This is a genomic window from Paenibacillus sp. FSL R7-0302 (assembly GCF_038006885.1).
Taxonomy (GTDB): Bacteria; Bacillota; Bacilli; order Paenibacillales; family Paenibacillaceae; genus Paenibacillus_AQ.
On record NZ_JBBOWB010000001.1, the window covers coordinates 5,582,398 to 5,601,178 of the forward strand.

Genomic DNA, 18,781 nt, shown 5'->3' on the forward strand with positions numbered 1-18,781 from the left:
ACCCCACTAATCTAATCTCTACTCCGCTCATCTGATCCCGTCTCCGCTCATCAGCACTAATCACATCTGATCACCACTCATCTCATCTCCGGCAGCTGCTCTTCTTCCAGACCGTGGAGCTGGTATCCGTTGCCGGCATAAGTCTCGTAATAGACCTTACCGTTGCGGTAGTAGAGCAGGTCCTCCAGGTGGAAGCCGCCCATCAGGTTCAGCTTCTCCACGCCGCTGCGGCGCTGCTCATGCACGAAGCCGAGCCGGTAGATGCGTGTGGTCTCGTCTGCACTGAAGGCATAACGCAAGAATTCGGAGGAGCTGTCGCCGAAGAAGTACTTCTCCTCATGCCGGTGCTCCTGCGTATACTCGAACAGCCGGACATTCATTGCCGCCTCCTCCTCCAGACTGCGGTAGAGCTGCTTGAACAGCTCCTCCTTGGAGACGATGTCCCGGTTCTCATAAGCTGCTGCAACATTGGCACGCCGCAGAAGCTCCTCCTCGAACGGGAGCGTGAACGGCCCCGCCGTCAGCAGCTCCCGGCGGCACAGCTCGATCAGCCGCTCGGCCACCGCCTGGCCGCCTCCGTTCACCAGCAGCCCGGAGAGGCTGCCCAGGAACCGCTCGCTGAAGAAGATCCCCGCCCCGCGCCGGTTCTCGATGTCCTTCATGACCTCATCCGTCACCGTGCGGTAGTACTCCATAATATTCTGATCTACCGTCTCCTTGCTGCGGCCGATGCTGGCCAGAGCGACACTCTGCAGCTCCTCTTCCAGCGCTTCCATCTTCGCAACCTTGGTCTTGCTGTCTGTATGCAGCTGCTCCAGTGCAGCGTCATAGCGGAGACAGAGGGCCAGCTCGCTCTCCAGCAGCAGAAGCTCATACTTCTTGCCGTAGACGGACTCGAACAGGTAATGAATGAAATTGCGCACCGTCCGTTTGTCCAGCAGCGGCACCCGCTGGAACGGCTGGCGCTCCACGCTCTCCGCATAGAGCCGCTCCAGCTCCTCCTGACCGGAGAGCAGGGCGGAACGTAGTCCGCCCATATGCTGGCGCAAGGCCTGCAGGACGCTGCCTCCCTCACCTGTCTCACTGGTCCATTCCGCCAGCTGGTAGAAGGTGACCGGGGAGGCTCCTGCTTCCCCGGCAGCCAGTACTCCGGCCCACTCCCGGGCCGGATCAATCCCGGCAGCCCTACGGACAGACACCTCCGCAAAATTACTGCGGAAGTAAGCCTGCGCTCCTTCCCCGAAGAGCAGCTCCTCAGCCTCGCGCAGCGAGAGCATCCGCAGCTGTGAATAGGACGGACGCCCGTGGCTCATCAGCCCGGTCATCTCGGCAAGAGCAGACGCCTCCGGCAGCAATTCCGCCGCGCGGTCCCGCAGGGTATCCGCTCCAAGGCCAAGCATCGCCTGCCGCTCCTTGAGACTCCGGGTATGGCCTGCACGCAGCCGCCCGGACAGATAATGCAGCGCATGGTACAGCACCGCCAGCGCAATCTGGCGGTTCGGCCGCCGCACCGCCGAGAAGCCGGCAGACGCGTAGCCTTGTCTGCCTGTGCTGCCGCGGATGCCGCTTTTGAACGTCATATTATTGTAGCCGCCGTGCCCGGAGGCCTGATCGGCCGCAGGCCGGACCCGGTTCTTCAGCAGGCTGATGTGGGCGATAATCTCGTAATTGTCGTCCATGCCATGGACGGACATCAGTCCGCGCTCGTTCTTGTCGGAGAGCAGATAGACCAGATCGAACAGCGGAGAAGGGCCATGCGTCACCGGAATGGACAGCCCTTCCTCCGTCACCAGCAGCGGAGCGCTTAAGGCATAATCCGCCGCCTGCATCCCGTCCAGCTCACGCAGACAAGCCAGCCCGACCGAGCTGGAATAGCCGAAGTTATCCCCCTGCTCCCGTTCGTTAATCAGCGCATACAGATCCATCTGTACCGATTTGAATGACTGGCTGAGAATTGCGCGGGCTAGCAGCACGATCTCCGGCAACAGCACATTCTGCGGGTCATCGACCCGTGTAATGACAGACAGATGAATGACGTCAAAAGAAGAATACAGCCGTCCGTAATCCGCTATACTGTTGCTTAAGCTGCGCAGCGTCCGGTTCATTCCGGCCAAATACTGGCTATCCTCATGAAATTCACGGTATAGCTCACGCCGGACCGTACGCGGATCACGCCCTGCCGTATCCGGTAGGGTCATGTGCATCACGCGTTCATGGACGCTGCTGTTTCCGCTGCCGATCCGCCCCTTGACCCCCTCCTTCTCCTGCGTACTGCCGCTGCCGTTATGCGAACCGGCATGCAGTGCCATCACACCGCCTGCATTGTCCCATTTACGCTGGCAGCGTTCCAGCACCGGACCGATGGCCGGGGTCACCTTATCGCCCAGGAACAGGAACAGCGCAGGGTAATGGATACTGCTGCGCCCATCCCCCTTATTATGCTGTGCTTCCTCCTGGGCAGCGTATTGCTCGGCATATTGTAAGGCCTGATCTCTGATCATAGGCCTACTTCAGCTTTCTGCGGATGCTGCCAAGCTTGCCGGTCAGGCTCTTGTAGAAGCCGTACATTTCATCTCCGTTGGCATGCTCTACCCGCTCATATTCCAGAGTGTCACGCGCCTCCAGGAACGAGACATACATCCCTTCCAGCTTATACAGCAGCGGAGTTACATCTTCAGCTGCGGTCATTTCTCCGGCCCGGCGCGCTGCCTTGCGGAGCAGGAGACTGCGGCTTTTCTCGTCCAGCTCACGGAAATGGCGGTAGACGGCATACTCCACATAGCTGCGTTCCTTCATCAGATTCGCGAACGGCTCCCAGGCATCCTCGTCCTCGTCACGGTCATAGACATAGAGCGCGCCTTTTTTGGTAATCGTATCGGTGTATAGCGCTTCGATGAACTGGTCCAGCCATTTGTCCTCATCCAGATGCTGATGCACCAGCGCTTCCAGCTCCGCAGATTTGGCCGCCAGCGCATCGTATTTCGCCAGCTCCTCACGGACACGGGCAATGAGCTGCGGGGAACGGATCAGGTTCTCCTGGGCCAGCTCCAGATTAATGCTGCCGAAGATATCCTTCACGGCTTCGCGTTCAATACCTCCTGTGCGGAGTGCTTTGAGCTCCTCAGCCGCCTTGCGCACTTCACCCAGGTTCGGACGCGGCGCATCCAGCTGCAGATCATAAGCGCCCAGCAGCTTGCCCAGATCCAGCGGCTTCGTGAAGATGACGGAGAAGCGGCTGCTGGTGTTCTCGTCCACACCCTTCTCTATGATCACACCGGACTCCAGCGCCCGGCCGAAATCCGCACGCACTCTGGCATTGTACTCACGGACCCGCGGATTCGCATACGTATCGCCCCAGGACTTCTCCGGGATCGGCGAAGGCAGATAGGTCCAGTTGTCCTTGTCGGTCATCACCAGATGGCGGCCGATGCCTTCCTTGTCGAGAATGGTCCGCTCGTAGTTCTCCTCGTACACCCGCAGCGGCGTATATACGAACAGCGGCACCCCGTTGCGTGTATTCAGCCAGAAAATCCGGTTCTTGACCTCGCTCTCCTTGATCGTAAACTGCGATTTGCCGAGTGCATTATTCTGATAATTCCGCACACCCTTCAGAATCCCCGGCGCCTTCACCGGCACAGAGACGAAGCCCCAGGACGGGAAGTGCAGACTGCCGGAGCTGTTGCTGAGGTGGAAAATCGGCACCGCATCCTCATCCAGACGTCCGGCAATAATCCGCTCCACGAATTTATCCAGCGGCTCCTCACGCCCGTATTTCATCACCAGGAAGTCCTCCATCGAACGGGTAATCAGATCCCCGAACTTGTCGCTGAGAAACTCGGAGATGGAGCGGACAATATCAATCTCCTGCTCCCTTACCCAGCGCCCGGAATGCTTCAGCATCTCGCGTGTGAAGTCACGGATCAGATCATCGCCGTCCTTCTGGTCCATGATTTTGGAGATGGTCGCCGAGATATCCGGCACGTTGACGATGTTCCAATAGTAGGTTTTGTTGCCCTTGTGGTCTGCCTGCTCTTCGCCGTTAATCAGAATGTCGCCGTTCTTCTCGAAGATCGAGCTGAGCGCGGTCAGTATCTCGGTGAACACCCCGTAGATCCGGCTGTTCTCTTCATTCAGCAGCTCATACAGATCCTCATAGAACTGGATCATCTGCTCGGTGCGCTCCACATCGGCATGCAGCCAGTATTCATTGATTTTGGCTTCAATATAGGCGTTCTTCTTCTTCTCCTTGGACACAAAAGCGCTCCGCGCATCGCCCAGCTTATCCTCTGCACTCTCCTGTGCGGTCTCAATATCACGCGGCAGGCGCAAGAGACTCTCGCGCAGCGCTTCAATATAAGACTGGATCAGCTTCAGGATGCAGAAGCCCTTCTCGGTGTAGAGCAGCCGTGACACATAGAACGGCCCCTGCTCAGGATGCAGGAAAATGCGCTCCAGCTCTTCGCCGAACCGTCCGGCAATCTCACCCGGAAGCTGCTTCTTGGATTTGATATATTCCTCACGCGCACGGGCCAGGAAGTTCTGCTCCAGCTCCGTATCCATGCTGACGACCTGATTCTTGACGACATTCGCATGGCTGAGGCGCTCGCTGTTCTGATAGCCCGGCAGCGGCTCCGGCACACGGGACTCGAACGTCTTGATCATCGTATCGAGATCGATGCCGAGCTTGCGCGCCATCTTCTCCACATCCTCCTGATTCGGGGCGTGATGGAACATCTTGTCCATTTTGTCGAAAAGGCGGTAGGCCAGGTATGTTGTCATTTCCTCAATCGGCAGCACGGCCGAGGATGCCCCGATAATGTTGTATTCATAGTTGGCAGGATAAGTCTTGTTCATCTGGGCAATGTTCGTGCGGATGTTGCTGATATAATCATGGATCGCGAATTCCTCGCCGGAGGCCTTCTCTTCACTGGCCATGAAGTTGGTGATGTTCTCAGCCGTCACGTTCATGCAGTAATCGTAGGCATTCTCCAGCAGCTTGCCCTCCGTATTGGTTGCGGAGATGAGATGACAGAGATTGAACGGCGGCAGCGGCGAGTTAACGCTCAGAATATTGCCGTACTTCTGGCGGAAGCGTTCGCCCCGGCTGTCCACGTTCATCCAGTAGTCCAGCTCTTTGAGCGCGGCATACCCGTTCTTGCGGATATACTCGCGGGTATGCTCGCTGAGGCTCTTGTTCGACAGATTGACGTCCGGTGTGAACAGATAGCCCAGCGTATTGACACGGTCTATCCCGGCTGCGCCGTAGTCACGTTCAATGATGCCGCGCACGATATAGGCAATATCCAGGAACGCCCCGCTGCCCGTTCCGCCGGACAGACCGGTAAGCAGGAAGACCATGAGCTTCTTGCTGGTGCCGACAGACAGCGTCTTGATCTTCTTGTCGATGGCGGCAACCACCTGGTTGATCTTCGTGAACAGCAGCAGGCGTCCGGCCTGGCGCACCCCGGCGGCTCCGTTCATGCCGTCTGTGATGCTCAGCTCCGGCGACAGCCAGTCTGTAATGTAAGAATCCAGGATGCTGCGGTTCTGCAGCAGTCCGCCGATCTCAGCATTGGCCAGCAGCACGAATTCATTCTGCGGGTCGAGGCCGATGCCCTTGTATTTTTTGCCGCGGTCCTGTTCATTGGTCTCGAACGCCAGGAATTCCACGTTATCGGGCTTATCCCGCTTCTTCTTGGACAACGGATCTTCAGGCAGCTTGAAGCGGCGGTTAATCTGGTATTTGAGCCGCAGCAGGGCATCGATGCCCGTGCCGCCAAGCCCGATAATGAGGATCGGGTTGTCGATGGTATCCACTCTGATCTTGTCGCTGACGATCCCTCCGCCAAGCGATACATCCAGCTGTTGAATATGTTCTCTTACTACCGGTTTCATAGGTTCTCCCCCAAAAGTTGTGATAGCCTACGCATCCCGAATCACTTCGCATGATTGCTTCGGGAGCGTACACTTAGCCTGCTTATCAGATCAAATATTCCAGAGAAATCGTCTTGTCTACCGTCTGCAGAGAGACCGTCACCCGGTCCCCGCTCTTCATCTCCAGGCCCCGCGACGTATCGGCGGCACGGCCTGAGCGTTCTACAGTAATGCCCTCGCCGCTGCGCAGCAGCAGGCGGTCATTCGTTCCCGGCGTGAAGACCAGCTTCTCGCTCTCCTTCAGCTCCGGGGCCAGCTGCAGCAGCTGGTGAAGTGTGAATTTGCCGCGGAAGCCGGAGAGCTTCTTGTACTGCGGATAGGTTTTCTCCCCTGTGTTGTTGTCCAGCACCTCTACCACCATCTGTCCGACGAACCCCCGGTTCGCCTTACTGCGCAGCAGCCAGAATGCGGCTGCAGCAGCCAGCAGCAGCACAATGCCGCCGATGATATAGTACAGCGTGTTCGAGGTCTTCTCCTCAGCAGGCTCTTCGCCCGCAGGAGTGCCTGCTGACGGCGGGGTGGTCGCCACCGTTCCGGTCTTGGCATTGATGGTCAGCACATCGCTCTCCCGATAGAAGCTGCTCTCTTCGGCCCGGACCTTCAGCTCGTATTCATGATTATCCTTGATTTCAAAAGCACCCTTGAACTCGGCACCCGAGTTATCCAGCGGAATCTCCTGCACCTGGCCGGTGTCCTTATCGGTAGCCAGCAGCACAGCCTTCATATCCTGGTACAGACTGCTCTCCGTTACCTCTGTCCCGTTGCTGAACAGATGCGAGGAGATATCCACCGTGTCGCCTTTGCCGTAAGACTTGGAGGGCAGGGCATCCAGCTTCAGCTCCAGATCGTAGTTGAATACCAGATTGATGTCGATCTTATCCTTCGGCACTCCCTTGACCTGGAGCTTCCAGTCTCCCTCCTCCGGCGACAGCAGCTTGATCAGCGTATAGCTGGAAGACTTGGATAACAGCACTTTATCGGAGGGGATCGCTACTTCCTTCCCCGCAGGGTTACTGAGCTTCGCGGTCACCGGCTTCGAGGACATGATTGAGATATTCGCTTCGAGCACGCTGCCGTTAGGCACATTTACCGTAACTTCCTGATAATCGCCGTTTGCCGTAATGGACGGCACCGGCACCACCTTCAGCTTCAAGTGGCTGGCAAAAATCTCGCTGAGAATCTGCGGCAGATCATCCGCGGAATTCGTGGTGAACGCCTTGCCGCCTGTCTCGGTGGACAGTCCGGCCAGAATATTCTTGTTCAGCTTGCCGTCCGCATTCAGTCCTATGGTATATACGGGATACCCCTTCTGCTTGGCAGCCTCTACTGCCGCCTTCAGCTCCTTGTCGGAATCGGACTGCTTCCGGCCGCTGGCTTCGTTGAGGTCATTGTTGCCGTCCGCCAGCATGACGATCATCGGCTCATGGCCGGGATCGCTGCCGTTCTCCAGCACCTTCACCGCCTCTTCCATCCCGACCGCCAGGTCTGTGTAGGGTCCGCGGCTAAGCCCGTCGATGAAATTCTTCAGATCCTCCTTGTCGCCGGCGGATTTGATGCCAAGCAGCGCCTTCTCGCGCTGCACCTTATCGGTGTAGGCCACAATGCCTACCTTATCGCCTTGGGTGGACAGCATATCTATGAACATCTTCATCGCTTCATTGGCAATCTTGTTCTTGTCGCTCTTGTTCATCGAGTTGCTGACATCGATCAGCAGCACAGCATCAATATGCGAGGGTGCGGCCGAAGCCGCGCTGGCTCTCGAAGCAGCATATGGGGATAGAGTGATACATAGAATCATGAGCAATACAGGCAATATGCGCTGCAGTCTATTCTTGGCCTTGCTGAAATTACGTTCGTTACGAAGCATAAATAGGGCTCCTCTTGTGTGAAATTAGGCGGATATGGCAGATCCGTAACGCATAGCTAAATTCTGTCAATAGCATGCCATTATGATATAATTAAACCTTGTAAACTTCAACATAGTGACCGCTGGACCGGCACTTCCGCGAGTAACAATCGCCATCCTGAGCCGGATAGACTATTCTAAGTATACGCCGCAATCCTGAATATTTGATTAAAAGACCGTAACCAGAGCAGAAAGGAAGAGTTCCATGATTACATACGCCATACTCGGGATAACGTTTCTCTATGCTGTGATTCAGATCATTCTATATGCTTCCCGCCAGCGGAAGCCGCTCACCCGTGAGGATATCGACGAGCGCCTGCTGGCTGCATTGAACGGAGGGGATACGGCCCGTGAGTAAAAAGAAACCCGTCATCTTCCGTCCCTTCAAGGCCCCCCGTTACGCCTTCGAGAAGCTGCGCATCTGCCGCCGCTGTCACCGTTACACCGCGCTGGGCGAGGAACGCTGCACCCGCTGCGGCCGCGCCTCGCTGACTCCGGTGGAGAAGTATGCAGTGTCCCAGGCCGGGCGCAAGGTCCAGACCCGGCTGCTCGTTATCCTCCTGCTGACCCTGGCCGGAATCTATTTCGGGCAGAATCTGCAGCAGATGGTACTGTGCGGCGCAGGCGGCCTCGTATTAGCCGGACTGGTCTACTATACGCAGCGGAAAGTCCGGCAGAACGAAAATCTGTATGCGCTGAACAAACTGCTTGGCCGTAATATCTATAGCATCAAGGAGGATCTGGAGCTGAACCGCCAGGAAGCCGTGACGGTGCTGCGTGAGAATGATGTGCTCGCTTATGAGAAGCTGCGCGAGATCTCCGTGCTGCTGCGCGGAGACCGGATCTCCCGCCAGCGCGTCGCCCTGCTGCACGGCTTCCAACTGCGCAAGGACATGACGCTGGAGCTGGAGCAGCTGCTGCTGAAGGACTTCGAGCCGCTGCTGGCTGAATATATCGGCGAGATCGCCAGGGTCCGTCCCGAGCTGATCAAAGACCGCACCCTGCGCTATGTCAAGAATTACGAGGTGCAGATTCTCGAAATGGATAAGGGGCTGGACATTATGACCGCCGTTGCCAGTGCTGCGGTCCGCATGAAGCGATACGCGCTGCTCTACTCCGGCATGATCGGCCGCTATGTGCAGGAGCTGCCCAAAGACCGGTTCCTGCGCTTATCCAGACTCATTGCCGCGAATCCCTATGAGCCGTGGAACGGCCTGGATGTCAAGGTGGAGGAGATCCGTGAGCTTAAGTACCGCTGGGACCCTGAAGTATAAGGTTAGAAGCCGACTGCCGCTCTAATCCTTATCTATCTATAAAGGGGCTATATTATATGACGATCATACGGGCTATAACCCTGCGGAATATTATGATTATTCTGTGTATTTTGATGCTGCTCCCGCTGGGACAGAAGGCGCTGGGGATTAAGAATAAGCTTCAGGATGTACAAGAAGCCGAAAAATTGTACGCCGCCGGGGAGCTTATTGCTGCTGAGAACCGATACCGCCAAGCAGCGGCCAATCACGCGATTTCTTATAAAGAAGAAGAAATTTCGGCAAGACTGGCAGAGCTGGCTCCCATCACCAGCATCCGCAGCAGTCTAAGCAGACTGTCCTTAACGCTTGCGGACCAGCTGACTGTGAAGGATTTCGCAGGGTTGATGGAGAGCTATGCCTCCCTACTCAGCCTGAAGAGCAAATATATGACGCCGGGCGGTCCCTATGAAGCCTATTATCGCCAGCTCTCGGCAGATTCAGGCCTCTCAGACAAGATGACAGCCGGGTTCCGGCTGTTCAAGGAGGAGTATCTGGCCGGACTCGCCGCAGGTTCGTCTAAGGGGACAGATTCGGGGACGGACAGCGACAGTACGGACAGTCTCAAATGGAGCCTGCTGCAGATTCCGGCAGACTATTACGGGGGAATTGCCGCCAAGGATAAGCTGCTCGCTGCGAGCTTCAAGGCCCATGATACCGCGAGACTCAAGGCTCTGGCCGCAGCCGGAAGCTTCGGGCCTATGCTGGAGAGCGCCCTCTCTATGGAAGAAGCTTATAAGAATCATAGCTATACCGCGCCTTGGCTTAGCAAGCAGGTTCAGGAGAGCGCTTCGATCATCCTGAACAAGGATCTGGACGGCGGCAACACCGCCGCCTTCGCCGGACATGCCGCCCGCTACCGCAGCTATGCGGCATCTGCCGGCATTACCAGCTCCAAGGTGCTGAAGCTGATCGACAGCAGCATCGCCCGGCTGCTCCGCGAGGGCGCGCGCCATGTGCGCGGCGGCCGGTATGCGGATGCCATCAGGCTCTATGCGGAGCTGGCCCCAGTGCAGGACACCTCCGGGGAGACCGCTGCCGCAACGCTTGCCTGGAACCTGGCCGAGCCGCTCCGGCTGCTGCCGGGCGGTGAAGTGCAGGGCAGCTATTCGCTTACGGCCTCCGTCACTGACAAGTACGGTGCCAAGGTGGCAGTAGCCGGAGTAGATGCTGGCGGCAAGCTGGTCTACGCCGAGATGAGCGGGGACGGCACGGTCTCCACCCGGACCGGGGAGGTGATCCAGGGTTCGGGGATGCTGAGCACTCTTTCTTTTGACGAAGCGTTGTCTGCTTACTCCGAAGTACCTGTTGTTGTAGCTAACAGCGGCGAGACTGACGGACGCAGCATCTTCACAGGCTATACCATCCGGCCGGAGGGAATCTCCCTGCTGTTCAGCTTCACAGGCAGCAGCTATGAGCTGATGGCGGAGGATGGCTCCATCCGCGTAATGAATACGGATCTGGCCGATGGTGTCGCCGGCAGAACCGCTATCTTCCGCCAAGTGAACGGGGCATATGAATTCTCGGAACTCTATCAGGAGTCCGCCGCCACCTATACTCCAATTGATGCGGCACAGCTTGAGCTTCATCTCAATGAGAAGGTGATGTTCTCCTGCGAGATTATCATCGACTCCGCCGGAAGAACCGTTGCACGCGCAAATGGGCGTGATCTGCTCCTCCAGGGCGAGGTGCCGCTGTTTACCGGCCCCGCCGCAGTCAGCGGCCAGTTCGGGAATGAATTCGGAGAGGTGGAGACGGAGATTGGGGTACAGTCTGTGCCTGTGTTTATGGTCGATTCGGCGCAGAGCTTAAGCCTGATGGCACCTTGATGGCGGCCCGGCTGAATGCTTGGTGGACAGTGAGGACGCTATTTGGTCAATAAGACAACTTTTCTGCCCGTCGCGGACTGGGAGGCCGTTAAACGGCGCGTTGACACTGAAAATGAGTCGATACAGGTTAGTTAAGGTCCTCTGAGTCCGGACAGGTTACTGGAATGGCGTAAACGGACCAAATAAAGGCCCTCCAGTCCGCATGGACCGAAAATCCCAAAACGGAACACAAAGACGCAAGCGTCGGACGGCACGGATGCCGCTTGACGCTTGCGTCTTCTTTTTGGCGCGGGAGATGTGTGATTATCGTTCACGAACGGCGGGCCTTGGCAGCCATCTGACGTCCCTTCTTGCGGCTGAACAGCCTGAGATACCGCTTCCGGGTAGACAGCACCTCCGCCGATGCGCTCAGCGTCTCCTTCACCTCGCCAAGCACCTCCTGAGTGTCCTTGACCGACTGCTTCATCCGCCCAAGCTCCGACTTCACCCCGTCACTCCGCAGCTTCGCCGCCTCCACCGTCTCCTGCATATTCGCTTTGAGCTCATCGACCGGAGCCTTCAGTCCATCGACGGATTGCTTTACCCCGTCCAGTGACTGCTTCAGCCCATCGATACTGCTCTTGAATTCCTTCAACGGATTGCCCATATCGTCGTCCCTCCTAAGCTCTCTTTCTCTATATTACCCAGAATGAAGGGGGCGGGATTCAGCTCACCTGAAACTCAACTCTATTACGGCAGATGCAGATGCTCCGCGCTTTTGCGCTTGCTGCTGTGCCGGAAGGAATACAGCGGCCAGACGGCAGACAGACCGACTGCCGCTGCACAGGCTACGAACACCGCCACATAGCTTCCGTTCGGCCTGTTCCCCCCACTGATCATCAGACCGCCGGCCGCCGTTCCGAACATCATGCCGATGTTGCGGGACAACGCCAGTATACTGCTGACCCGGCCAAGCTGCGATTTTGCCGCCAAACCCATAACGATGCTTGTGTTAGGCGAAGTAATCATTCCCATGGCACAGCCGAGCAGCACCACCGGCAGCACCATTGCACCTGTTCTCAGAGCAGGAGAGCCCAGGCCAAACGCCAGCAGCGTGACACTCATCAGCAGCAGGCCTGCGGTTAGAATGCCGAGCGGCCCTTTGCGGTCCGCGATGTTCCCGCTGACAGGGGCAGTTACCACCAGCGCCAGCGGATATCCGATCATGATCAGCCCCACCCACGCAGGCTCAGCTCCCGATAGACGCAACAGCGAAGGCAACGCCAGTTGTGCGGCAAAAGCGGCCATATACGTGATAACCGTAATCACGATACCCGCGGCAAAGCTCCGGTCCGTGAACAGGCTGAAGCCGTTCTCCGCAGGCGGAGAGATGCGCTGAGCGAAACGGGCGTATCCCGTATAACCCGCTGCCAGCCCTACCGAGACCGCGAGCAGCAGCAGTACGGATACAGACAGGAACGAGGAGCGGCTGCCGAGATCGACGGCAATCATCAGCGAAGTAAGGCAGGCCGCCATCCAGGCTGCACCGGCCAGATTCAACTGGCCTCCGGCGGTCTCTGTATCCCGGGGAATCAGCCTATGTGCGAGCACACCCACGGCTCCCGCAACAACGGCCAGCAGCCAGAAGTTGCTCTCCCAGGCAAACCACTGGATCAGGAAGCCGCCTAAGGCCGGCCCTGCCATCGAGCCCGCAGCCACGAAGGTGCTCATCAGCCCCAGCGCCCGGCCCCGCTGCTCCGCCGGGAAGAGCGAGACGATCAGAGCCATGTTAGTCGCCTGATACATGGAAGCCCCTGCGCCCTGCAAGACTCTGAAGCCCAGCAGCATCGCTTCATTCTGGGCGAGCGCACAGCCCAGCGCTCCTGCTGCGAATGCGAACAGACCCAGATTATGCACCTTGCGGCGGCCGAACCTGTCTCCCAGCCGTCCCATTACAGGCAGCAGCACTGAAATGACCAGCAGATAGATACTAACCACCCACTGTGCAGAGGCCACGGGAATCTGCAAATCAGCAGAAATATCAACCAGCGATATATTGAACATCCCGGCGGACAGATTGGACAGGAACGCCCCGAGACAGATAACCACCTTGACCGCCGTGAGGTTCACGGCCCGTTCCGGTGACGGCACCGTGAGGCTCATGACAGCTGCTGCAGCACAGGCTGGTTCCAGATCTTCCAGCCCGCTTCAATCTCTGCGGCTGAAGCGACCACACCGAAGTATCCCTTCATATTTTCCAGCGTCATGTCATGCGCCGCCCGGGAATACGAAGCACAGGCGTCCTGAACCATCACAATCTGATAATCCAGCATGAAGCCGTCCCTTGCGGTTGACTCTACGCACACATTGGTGCTTACGCCAGTCATGATCAGGGTTTCGATCCGCTGTGCGCGCAGCACAGAATCAAGCCGGGTGTTAATAAAAGCGCTGTACCGGTGCTTATTCACGATAATCTCCTCCGGAAGCGGGGATACCTCGTAGAATTCAGCGCCCCAGCTCCCCCGGCGGCAGACACCCAGCGAGCCCCGCCCGGAGCGGGACGTCCAGACCTGGGAATCCGTCGCCTTTTCATGATACGTCTGGATGTAAATGACCGGCACTCCCTGCGTTCTCGCTGCGGCAATCAACCCGTGGAGCTGCGGCATCATCTCACTGACGGCTGACACATCGTTCCCGCCTGCGGCCAGCGCGCCTTCCTCATGGCAATAATCATTCTGCACATCTACTATAATAAGTGCGGTTTTATCAGGAATAATCAGATCGGCAGTTAACTCCATTTTCGTCACCTCTTTCATTTTTGAAGACCTCTGTTTATTTCGCTGCTGTTTGATTCACAAATTGCATATCGACCAGGTCATCATAGGTATACTCGCCTTTGTAGATTCCGGTCTTGATCATCACATCCATATCCTTATCCAGCGCCTCCTGCGAGATCACTCCATCCGGGCTCCAGAGCTGATCCTCATACGCCCGGTCAAGCGCAGCCTGAGCAGCAGCCTCCGAGAGTGTAGGGAATTCCGCCTTCAGGACACGCATCGCCAGCTCTTTATCCTCCTGGATCACCTTCAGTGCCTTGACGACAGCATTCACCGCCTTCTGTACCGTTTCCGGGTCCTTCTCCAGGGTAGACTTCTTCACGCTCAGCACCGAGTAAGCATAGTCACCCAGATCATGGAACTTGTAAAAAGGTTCATCCCACACTCCCTTGCTCATCCCGTCGCTGATCTGCGGCTCCGCGCCGTTCGCAATATCCGCTGCCCCCTGCTGGACCATCGCCACCACCGTGGAGCCGTCCGCCGGCTCCAGCAGCCGCACATCCTTCTGCGGATCAAGTCCAAGCTCCAGCAGCAAATACTGGGTCAGCAGGTTCGGCGTACCGCCATGCCGTCCGGCATTCAGTTTCTTGCCCTTCAGGAAGGCTGCCAATTCTTCAGCTGAGCTGCCTGCCGGGGCTGTCCCTTTTTTGGCCATCAGATAGACATTAGCCCGGTTAACCACATTGCTGACCGAGACGATCGGGTCCGAGTTGCCAATATTCGCTAGTGCGTTGGACTCCGGCCCGCCGATGACCGCCCAGGCATCCCCGCTGACTACCGAGGTGACATGGGTGCCGCCTGCAGCCTGAAGCATCTCCACCTCCAGGCCCTCCTCGGCAAAATACCCCTCACGCTGCGCCACGTACAGCGGCAAATAACCCGTATAGTGCAGCGGCTCGGCGATAACCAGCTTCTTCAGCTTCTCCGTAACGTTTCCGGCAGCGGCTGCTTCCACTTCAGCATTGCCTTTGCCGCCGCAGCCGGACAGCAGAATTACAGAGACCAGCAGGACGGCCGACAGCTTCATTTTCGTTACATTCATCATTGGCTTCTCTCCTCTATCTTGTTGAAATTCCTGCATATTAAGCCTTCTTCATCCCATATCCCTTAGACAACCACTTCTCCAGCAACACCACTCCCGCATACATGACCATCGACAGTGCAGACAGAACTACAACGCCTACCCAGACCAGATTAATATCGAGAATGGTACCGGCGTAGATGACCATACGGCCAATGCCATGGCTCGAAGCAATGAATTCACCAACAATGGCTCCGGCCAGCGAGAGGGCAATATTAATCCGCAGGCTGCTGATCATCCAGGGCATCGCCCAGGGAATGACCACCTTGGTGAATACCTGATGCCGCTTCGCCCCGAGCGAATACATCAGCTTTTCCATATCCTTGTCCACACTCTGCACACCGCTATGCGCCGACAAGGCCGCCACAACCACTGTCATGGCAAAAGCTAACGCCACCTTCGAGAAGAACCCGATGCCCAGCAGAATGACCAGCACCGGGGCAAGCGCCAGCTTCGGCATGGCGTTGAGCAGGATCAGGAACGGTTCACTGATGCCCGCAAATTTGCGGGACCACCAGAAGGACAGGCCGAGCAACGAGCCAATCAGCGTTCCGCCGATGAAGCCGAGAATCGTCGAGCTTGAGGTATAAGCGATATCCTCCAGCAGCGTCCCCTCTGTCATCTGAGTCCAGGTTGTGCTAATAATCCGCAGGGGGCTGCTCCAATAATACGAGTCCATCCAGCCAATCCGCGTAAACAGCTCCCAGCAGAGCACGATCAGCAGCGCCACAGACAGCCGCCCGATTCCGATGATCCGCCGCATCTGGCGTCTGGCGGCTTCTTCATCAATGATGACAGGCTCTTTCTGCATTTTGTCCGGCTTGACTGAATAGATCGGGGCGGGCTCCAGCTTGTGAATGACATAGCCTTTCTTTTGTACACTCTCCATGGTTGTCCTCTCCTTCAACAGTTTATGAGTTCTAAGAGATACGGGTCGCAGGCTCCTGGTCGCCGCTTGACAGCAGATTCAGCAAGTGGGCTTTCAGCTCCATGAATGAAGCAGATACCGTATCCTCCTGGTGTCTGGGACGCGGCATATCTACAGAAATCTTGGAGATGATCCGTCCCGGCCGCCCGGAGAAGACATAGATATCGTCAGACAGATAAATGGCTTCATCTATATCATGAGTAACGAATAACACTGTCTTGCGGAAATCTTCCCAGAGCTCCAGCAGCCAGTTCTGCATAGTCAGCCGGGTCTGGGCATCCAGTGCGCCAAAGGGCTCGTCCAGCAAAATAATATCCCGCTCATACAGCAGCGTACGGAGCAGCGCTGCCCGCTGGCGCATCCCGCCGGACAGCTCTGCCGGGTAATGTCCGTCGAAGCCCTTCAGTCCATAGCGGTCCATCAAGGGCTTGGCCCGGGCTACCGCTTCCTTGCGCGGCACCCCGCGAATCTCCATGCCCAGGATAATGTTGTCCAGAATCGTCCTCCAGGGAAGCAGCATATCCTTTTGCAGCATATACCCGACATATCCGGTCTTTCCTACGATATCCTCTCCGTCTGCAAGCACACGGCCGGTGGAGGGGGGAATCAGGCCCGCGATAATATTGAACAGCGTGGACTTGCCGCAGCCGCTGGGGCCGATAATACTGACAAATCTGCCTTGTTCTATGGAGAGATTCGTCTCCTGCATGGCCATAATCTCCTGGCCGTCACGGCGGAACCACTTGCTGACACCGGCAATCTCAATTTTGGTTTTCATAGAATCAGCTCCTTAAGGAAGTAATAACATAAGGCGTATAAACAAAAAGCCGCCAGCTTTGGACACAGCCCCGCAGGGACATGTCCGAAAACTGACGGCAGGCCGGCTCTCCAAAAGCTCAGAGTTCCAGCGTAACGTTCAGATAATGCTCAAGGTCCTTCTCCAAAATTATGATCGTACCGGAATACTCGGTCTCCACATCATAATCTTTAAGAACAGCCTTAATATTGACTTGAAATTCATCCAGAAATGCCTGCTTGATCTCACCTTTGAATACTTCATGCAGCACCAGATTCATCTGGCGGCTTGCCGCGGGATCATGGGTATCCAGCACCTTGAGTACGGGCACCCGGCTATTAATGGATATAATAATAATCTTGTTCCCCACAAAATCGACCTTCTGCTGCTTAACGCCGGCGTTGAACAGCTTCTTGTTGATTTCGTTGTAAATCCGTAGAATATCCTGTTTCCATTGTCCGGCGGAAGCGATCATTAGCGATCACACCTTTGCTGCAATAGATTATGTTATGAAATGTGACTCGCAAGCAACTATATCGCCTTTTCGCCCACCGCTTATACATCATTATAGATAAAATTAAAGACTTGTCAATAAAAATACGGAAGATAATATAACATAAATAAAAGAAATATATATATTATGATAGAATATATAACATTTAAGTTACCGGGTTCGCGCGAAGCTCCTCTAGCAGCTCCAGCAAAGGACGGCCATATAACGGCTCCACCGTAGAGTCTATAATGATAGCATATTTACTGGCTCCCTCTATCAGCCCCTGCCGCAAATCGCGGGTCAATGAGGCGAACAAATGCTCACCGATCTCAATAGAGTAAGAATGATCGACTACTTTTTGGAGTGTGACTTCAAAGCTCTTGGACATGGGTTGAGCCCCTTTCATCTATAGACTGTCTGCGCCAGCGTGACTTCTTATTCCATTCAATCCTCGAAATACTTCCACCATTCCACCAGCCAAGGCTCATCTACGCCGCGCAGGCGGAATTCCTCCAGCAGCACCCGGCGGACCCGCTTCTCCATCTTCACAAAGCTGTTATCCTCCTGGTACATTGGCGCGTAGGACAGATCTTCTGATAGGTATTGCCGGAAGTCCTTCATGCAATCAAGCACCCTTTTCCCCACTGGAAGCTGCTCTGCTACCTGTACAAGCCATTTATCATACGGATAGGGGTAACCCTCCACCGTGATGGCACAGCGTAAGGCCTGCTTGAACACCTCCACCGCCTGAAAAAGAATCGGAAAAGCCTCTCCCCGGCGCACGGGATTATCCAGGCTTTTGGCAGCACTCCGAAGGTCTATGTATGTCTTCTTCCGCAGACTCAGCAGAAGGTCTGAGGGCAGCGGAACCGCTTGCGTGAACAACGCCTTCAGGTCCAGCGGATCTTGATAAAGACAGGAGACCGATGCATTCCACAACCAGTCCAGTTGTCCCATTCCCAGCGCCTGCTCCAGCTCCGATAACTTGAGCAGGGTGTAATGTCCTGTTTTGCCGCTGGGCAGGTGCACATCGACAAACAAGCTGCTTCTCTCCGGGATCAGCCCGGCCTGTTCGAACCGGCTTGTAATCGGCTCATAGCGTTCATCCTGGCAGACCAGAATCAGATCTACATCCGAGCTGTCGTCCACAATCCCCAAGGCCGTTGATCCATCCAGCAGGATGCTGATATTCCCGCAATCTTCCGTAAGCAGCGGGTGATTCAGAATATGAGTGCTGATATAGCTGCCAATTTCCTGAAGTAATTCGCTATGCCGCTGCCGGTTGTCCGGCTTCAGCAGCAGACTGGATAGACTTGCCGTCCAGAGCACACGCTTCCCTCCCCCTCATAGAATTTCCGCTCCCTGCAACCAACCGCACAGAACATATTTCCGGAATATTATAACATAATTTAGGAGAGTTACTGTCTGCATTGTCTCATAGTGTATATTCGGTTTGCCGTATGATGACAGGAAGGGAGACCTTGAGAAGAATGAGCGATGAAACGATTTATAGCCATGAGGATACGCTGAGGATACTGGACACTATTTTCCGGGACTAGGGGGCATGGCGGGATGGATTCTATGCGGATAAGGAGAAGGGCATTCCTTTTTTCCGGGATTATCCGGATGCCAGACGGAGCAGAGTGTGAATCTGTTCGGTGAAGCTTTTCTGTGGGCCGCCTTGTTCC

General features: G+C 56.1%; 15 protein-coding genes. 3 read left to right on the forward strand and 12 right to left on the reverse strand.

The window, feature by feature from the left end; translation table 11 throughout:
* Nucleotides 1-77: 77 nt before the first annotated feature.
* The 3 genes from MKY96_RS24110 to MKY96_RS24120 form a co-directional block, all read right to left on the reverse strand.
* Nucleotides 78-2,501, reverse strand: a complete 2,424-nt coding sequence (locus MKY96_RS24110) for a transcription initiation factor TFIID (protein ID WP_340943948.1) — start codon at nt 2,499-2,501, stop codon at nt 78-80.
* 4 nt (nt 2,502-2,505) lie between these two features.
* Nucleotides 2,506-5,895: a tubulin-like doman-containing protein gene (locus MKY96_RS24115; RefSeq protein WP_340943949.1), complete on the reverse strand. Its 3,390-nt coding sequence runs from the start codon at nt 5,893-5,895 to the stop codon at nt 2,506-2,508.
* An 85-nt stretch (nt 5,896-5,980) separates the two neighbouring features.
* Nucleotides 5,981-7,801 carry a vWA domain-containing protein gene (locus tag MKY96_RS24120; protein WP_340943951.1) on the reverse strand — a complete coding sequence of 607 codons (1,821 nt, stop codon included), beginning with the start codon at nt 7,799-7,801 and terminating at the stop codon, nt 5,981-5,983.
* A gap of 244 nt (nt 7,802-8,045) precedes the next feature.
* Here MKY96_RS24120 and MKY96_RS24125 point away from each other — a divergent pair, with 244 nt between their 5' ends.
* The 3 genes from MKY96_RS24125 to MKY96_RS24135 are packed head-to-tail and all read left to right on the forward strand — an operon-like array spanning nt 8,046 to nt 10,979.
* A complete protein-coding gene (locus tag MKY96_RS24125; protein ID WP_155991665.1) occupies nt 8,046-8,198 on the forward strand; it encodes a hypothetical protein in 153 nt (50 codons plus the stop codon).
* Nucleotides 8,191-9,114 (forward strand): hypothetical protein, encoded by a 924-nt coding sequence (locus MKY96_RS24130; protein ID WP_036731341.1) that lies wholly within the window; start codon nt 8,191-8,193, stop codon nt 9,112-9,114. Before MKY96_RS24125 ends, MKY96_RS24130 begins: the two co-directional genes overlap by 8 nt.
* A 56-nt stretch (nt 9,115-9,170) precedes the next feature.
* A complete protein-coding gene (locus MKY96_RS24135) occupies nt 9,171-10,979 on the forward strand; it encodes a hypothetical protein (RefSeq protein WP_340943953.1) in 1,809 nt (602 codons plus the stop codon).
* 310 nt (nt 10,980-11,289) lie between these two features.
* On the opposite strand, the gene MKY96_RS24140 is transcribed toward MKY96_RS24135, so the two are convergent.
* The 9 genes from MKY96_RS24140 to MKY96_RS24180 all read right to left on the reverse strand — a co-directional run bounded on the left by MKY96_RS24140 (nt 11,290) and on the right by MKY96_RS24180 (nt 18,422).
* On the reverse strand, nt 11,290-11,625 hold the full coding sequence (locus MKY96_RS24140; RefSeq protein ID WP_340943956.1) for a hypothetical protein: 336 nt from the start codon (nt 11,623-11,625) through the stop codon (nt 11,290-11,292).
* 83 nt (nt 11,626-11,708) lie between these two features.
* The gene (locus tag MKY96_RS24145) at nt 11,709-13,121 is read right to left on the reverse strand and encodes an MFS transporter (RefSeq protein WP_340943958.1); all 1,413 of its coding nucleotides are present in this window, start codon (nt 13,119-13,121) and stop codon (nt 11,709-11,711) included.
* Entirely contained in the window at nt 13,118-13,774 is a 657-nt protein-coding gene (locus MKY96_RS24150; protein WP_340943960.1) for a cysteine hydrolase family protein, read from the reverse strand. Before MKY96_RS24150 ends, MKY96_RS24145 begins: the two co-directional genes overlap by 4 nt.
* A 16-nt stretch (nt 13,775-13,790) precedes the next feature.
* Complete coding sequence (locus MKY96_RS24155; RefSeq protein ID WP_340943961.1) at nt 13,791-14,840, reverse strand: ABC transporter substrate-binding protein; 1,050 nt, start codon at nt 14,838-14,840, stop codon at nt 13,791-13,793.
* A 37-nt stretch (nt 14,841-14,877) separates the two neighbouring features.
* Complete coding sequence (locus tag MKY96_RS24160) at nt 14,878-15,687, reverse strand: ABC transporter permease (RefSeq protein WP_445322054.1); 810 nt, start codon at nt 15,685-15,687, stop codon at nt 14,878-14,880.
* A gap of 109 nt (nt 15,688-15,796) precedes the next feature.
* The gene (locus MKY96_RS24165) at nt 15,797-16,582 is read right to left on the reverse strand and encodes an ABC transporter ATP-binding protein (protein WP_036731326.1); all 786 of its coding nucleotides are present in this window, start codon (nt 16,580-16,582) and stop codon (nt 15,797-15,799) included.
* Nucleotides 16,583-16,700: 118 nt separating this feature from the next.
* Nucleotides 16,701-17,075, reverse strand: coding sequence for a Na-translocating system protein MpsC family protein (locus tag MKY96_RS24170; RefSeq protein WP_340943965.1), 375 nt, complete (start codon nt 17,073-17,075; stop codon nt 16,701-16,703).
* Between the two features lie 184 nt (nt 17,076-17,259).
* Nucleotides 17,260-17,481, reverse strand: a complete 222-nt coding sequence (locus tag MKY96_RS24175; RefSeq protein ID WP_340943967.1) for a hypothetical protein — start codon at nt 17,479-17,481, stop codon at nt 17,260-17,262.
* Nucleotides 17,482-17,537: 56 nt separating this feature from the next.
* Complete coding sequence (locus MKY96_RS24180) at nt 17,538-18,422, reverse strand: hypothetical protein (protein ID WP_340943969.1); 885 nt, start codon at nt 18,420-18,422, stop codon at nt 17,538-17,540.
* Between the last annotated feature and the right edge of the window lie 359 nt (nt 18,423-18,781).

Bases quoted from the DNA above. Each gene is read 5' to 3' on its own strand.
- MKY96_RS24145 (WP_340943958.1), bottom strand. From the start codon at position 13,121: ATGAGCCTCACGGTGCCGTCACCGGAACGGGCCGTGAACCTCACGGCG.
- MKY96_RS24175 (WP_340943967.1), bottom strand. From the start codon at position 17,481: ATGTCCAAGAGCTTTGAAGTCACACTCCAAAAAGTAGTCGATCATTCT.
- MKY96_RS24125 (WP_155991665.1), top strand. From the start codon at position 8,046: ATGATTACATACGCCATACTCGGGATAACGTTTCTCTATGCTGTGATT.
- MKY96_RS24120 (WP_340943951.1), bottom strand. From the start codon at position 7,801: ATGCTTCGTAACGAACGTAATTTCAGCAAGGCCAAGAATAGACTGCAG.
- MKY96_RS24155 (WP_340943961.1), bottom strand. From the start codon at position 14,840: ATGATGAATGTAACGAAAATGAAGCTGTCGGCCGTCCTGCTGGTCTCT.
- MKY96_RS24115 (WP_340943949.1), bottom strand. From the start codon at position 5,895: ATGAAACCGGTAGTAAGAGAACATATTCAACAGCTGGATGTATCGCTT.
- MKY96_RS24135 (WP_340943953.1), top strand. From the start codon at position 9,171: ATGACGATCATACGGGCTATAACCCTGCGGAATATTATGATTATTCTG.
- MKY96_RS24150 (WP_340943960.1), bottom strand. From the start codon at position 13,774: ATGAAAGAGGTGACGAAAATGGAGTTAACTGCCGATCTGATTATTCCT.
- MKY96_RS24160 (WP_445322054.1), bottom strand. From the start codon at position 15,687: ATGCAGAAAGAGCCTGTCATCATTGATGAAGAAGCCGCCAGACGCCAG.
- MKY96_RS24165 (WP_036731326.1), bottom strand. From the start codon at position 16,582: ATGAAAACCAAAATTGAGATTGCCGGTGTCAGCAAGTGGTTCCGCCGT.
- MKY96_RS24140 (WP_340943956.1), bottom strand. From the start codon at position 11,625: ATGGGCAATCCGTTGAAGGAATTCAAGAGCAGTATCGATGGGCTGAAG.
- MKY96_RS24110 (WP_340943948.1), bottom strand. From the start codon at position 2,501: ATGATCAGAGATCAGGCCTTACAATATGCCGAGCAATACGCTGCCCAG.
- MKY96_RS24170 (WP_340943965.1), bottom strand. From the start codon at position 17,075: ATGATCGCTTCCGCCGGACAATGGAAACAGGATATTCTACGGATTTAC.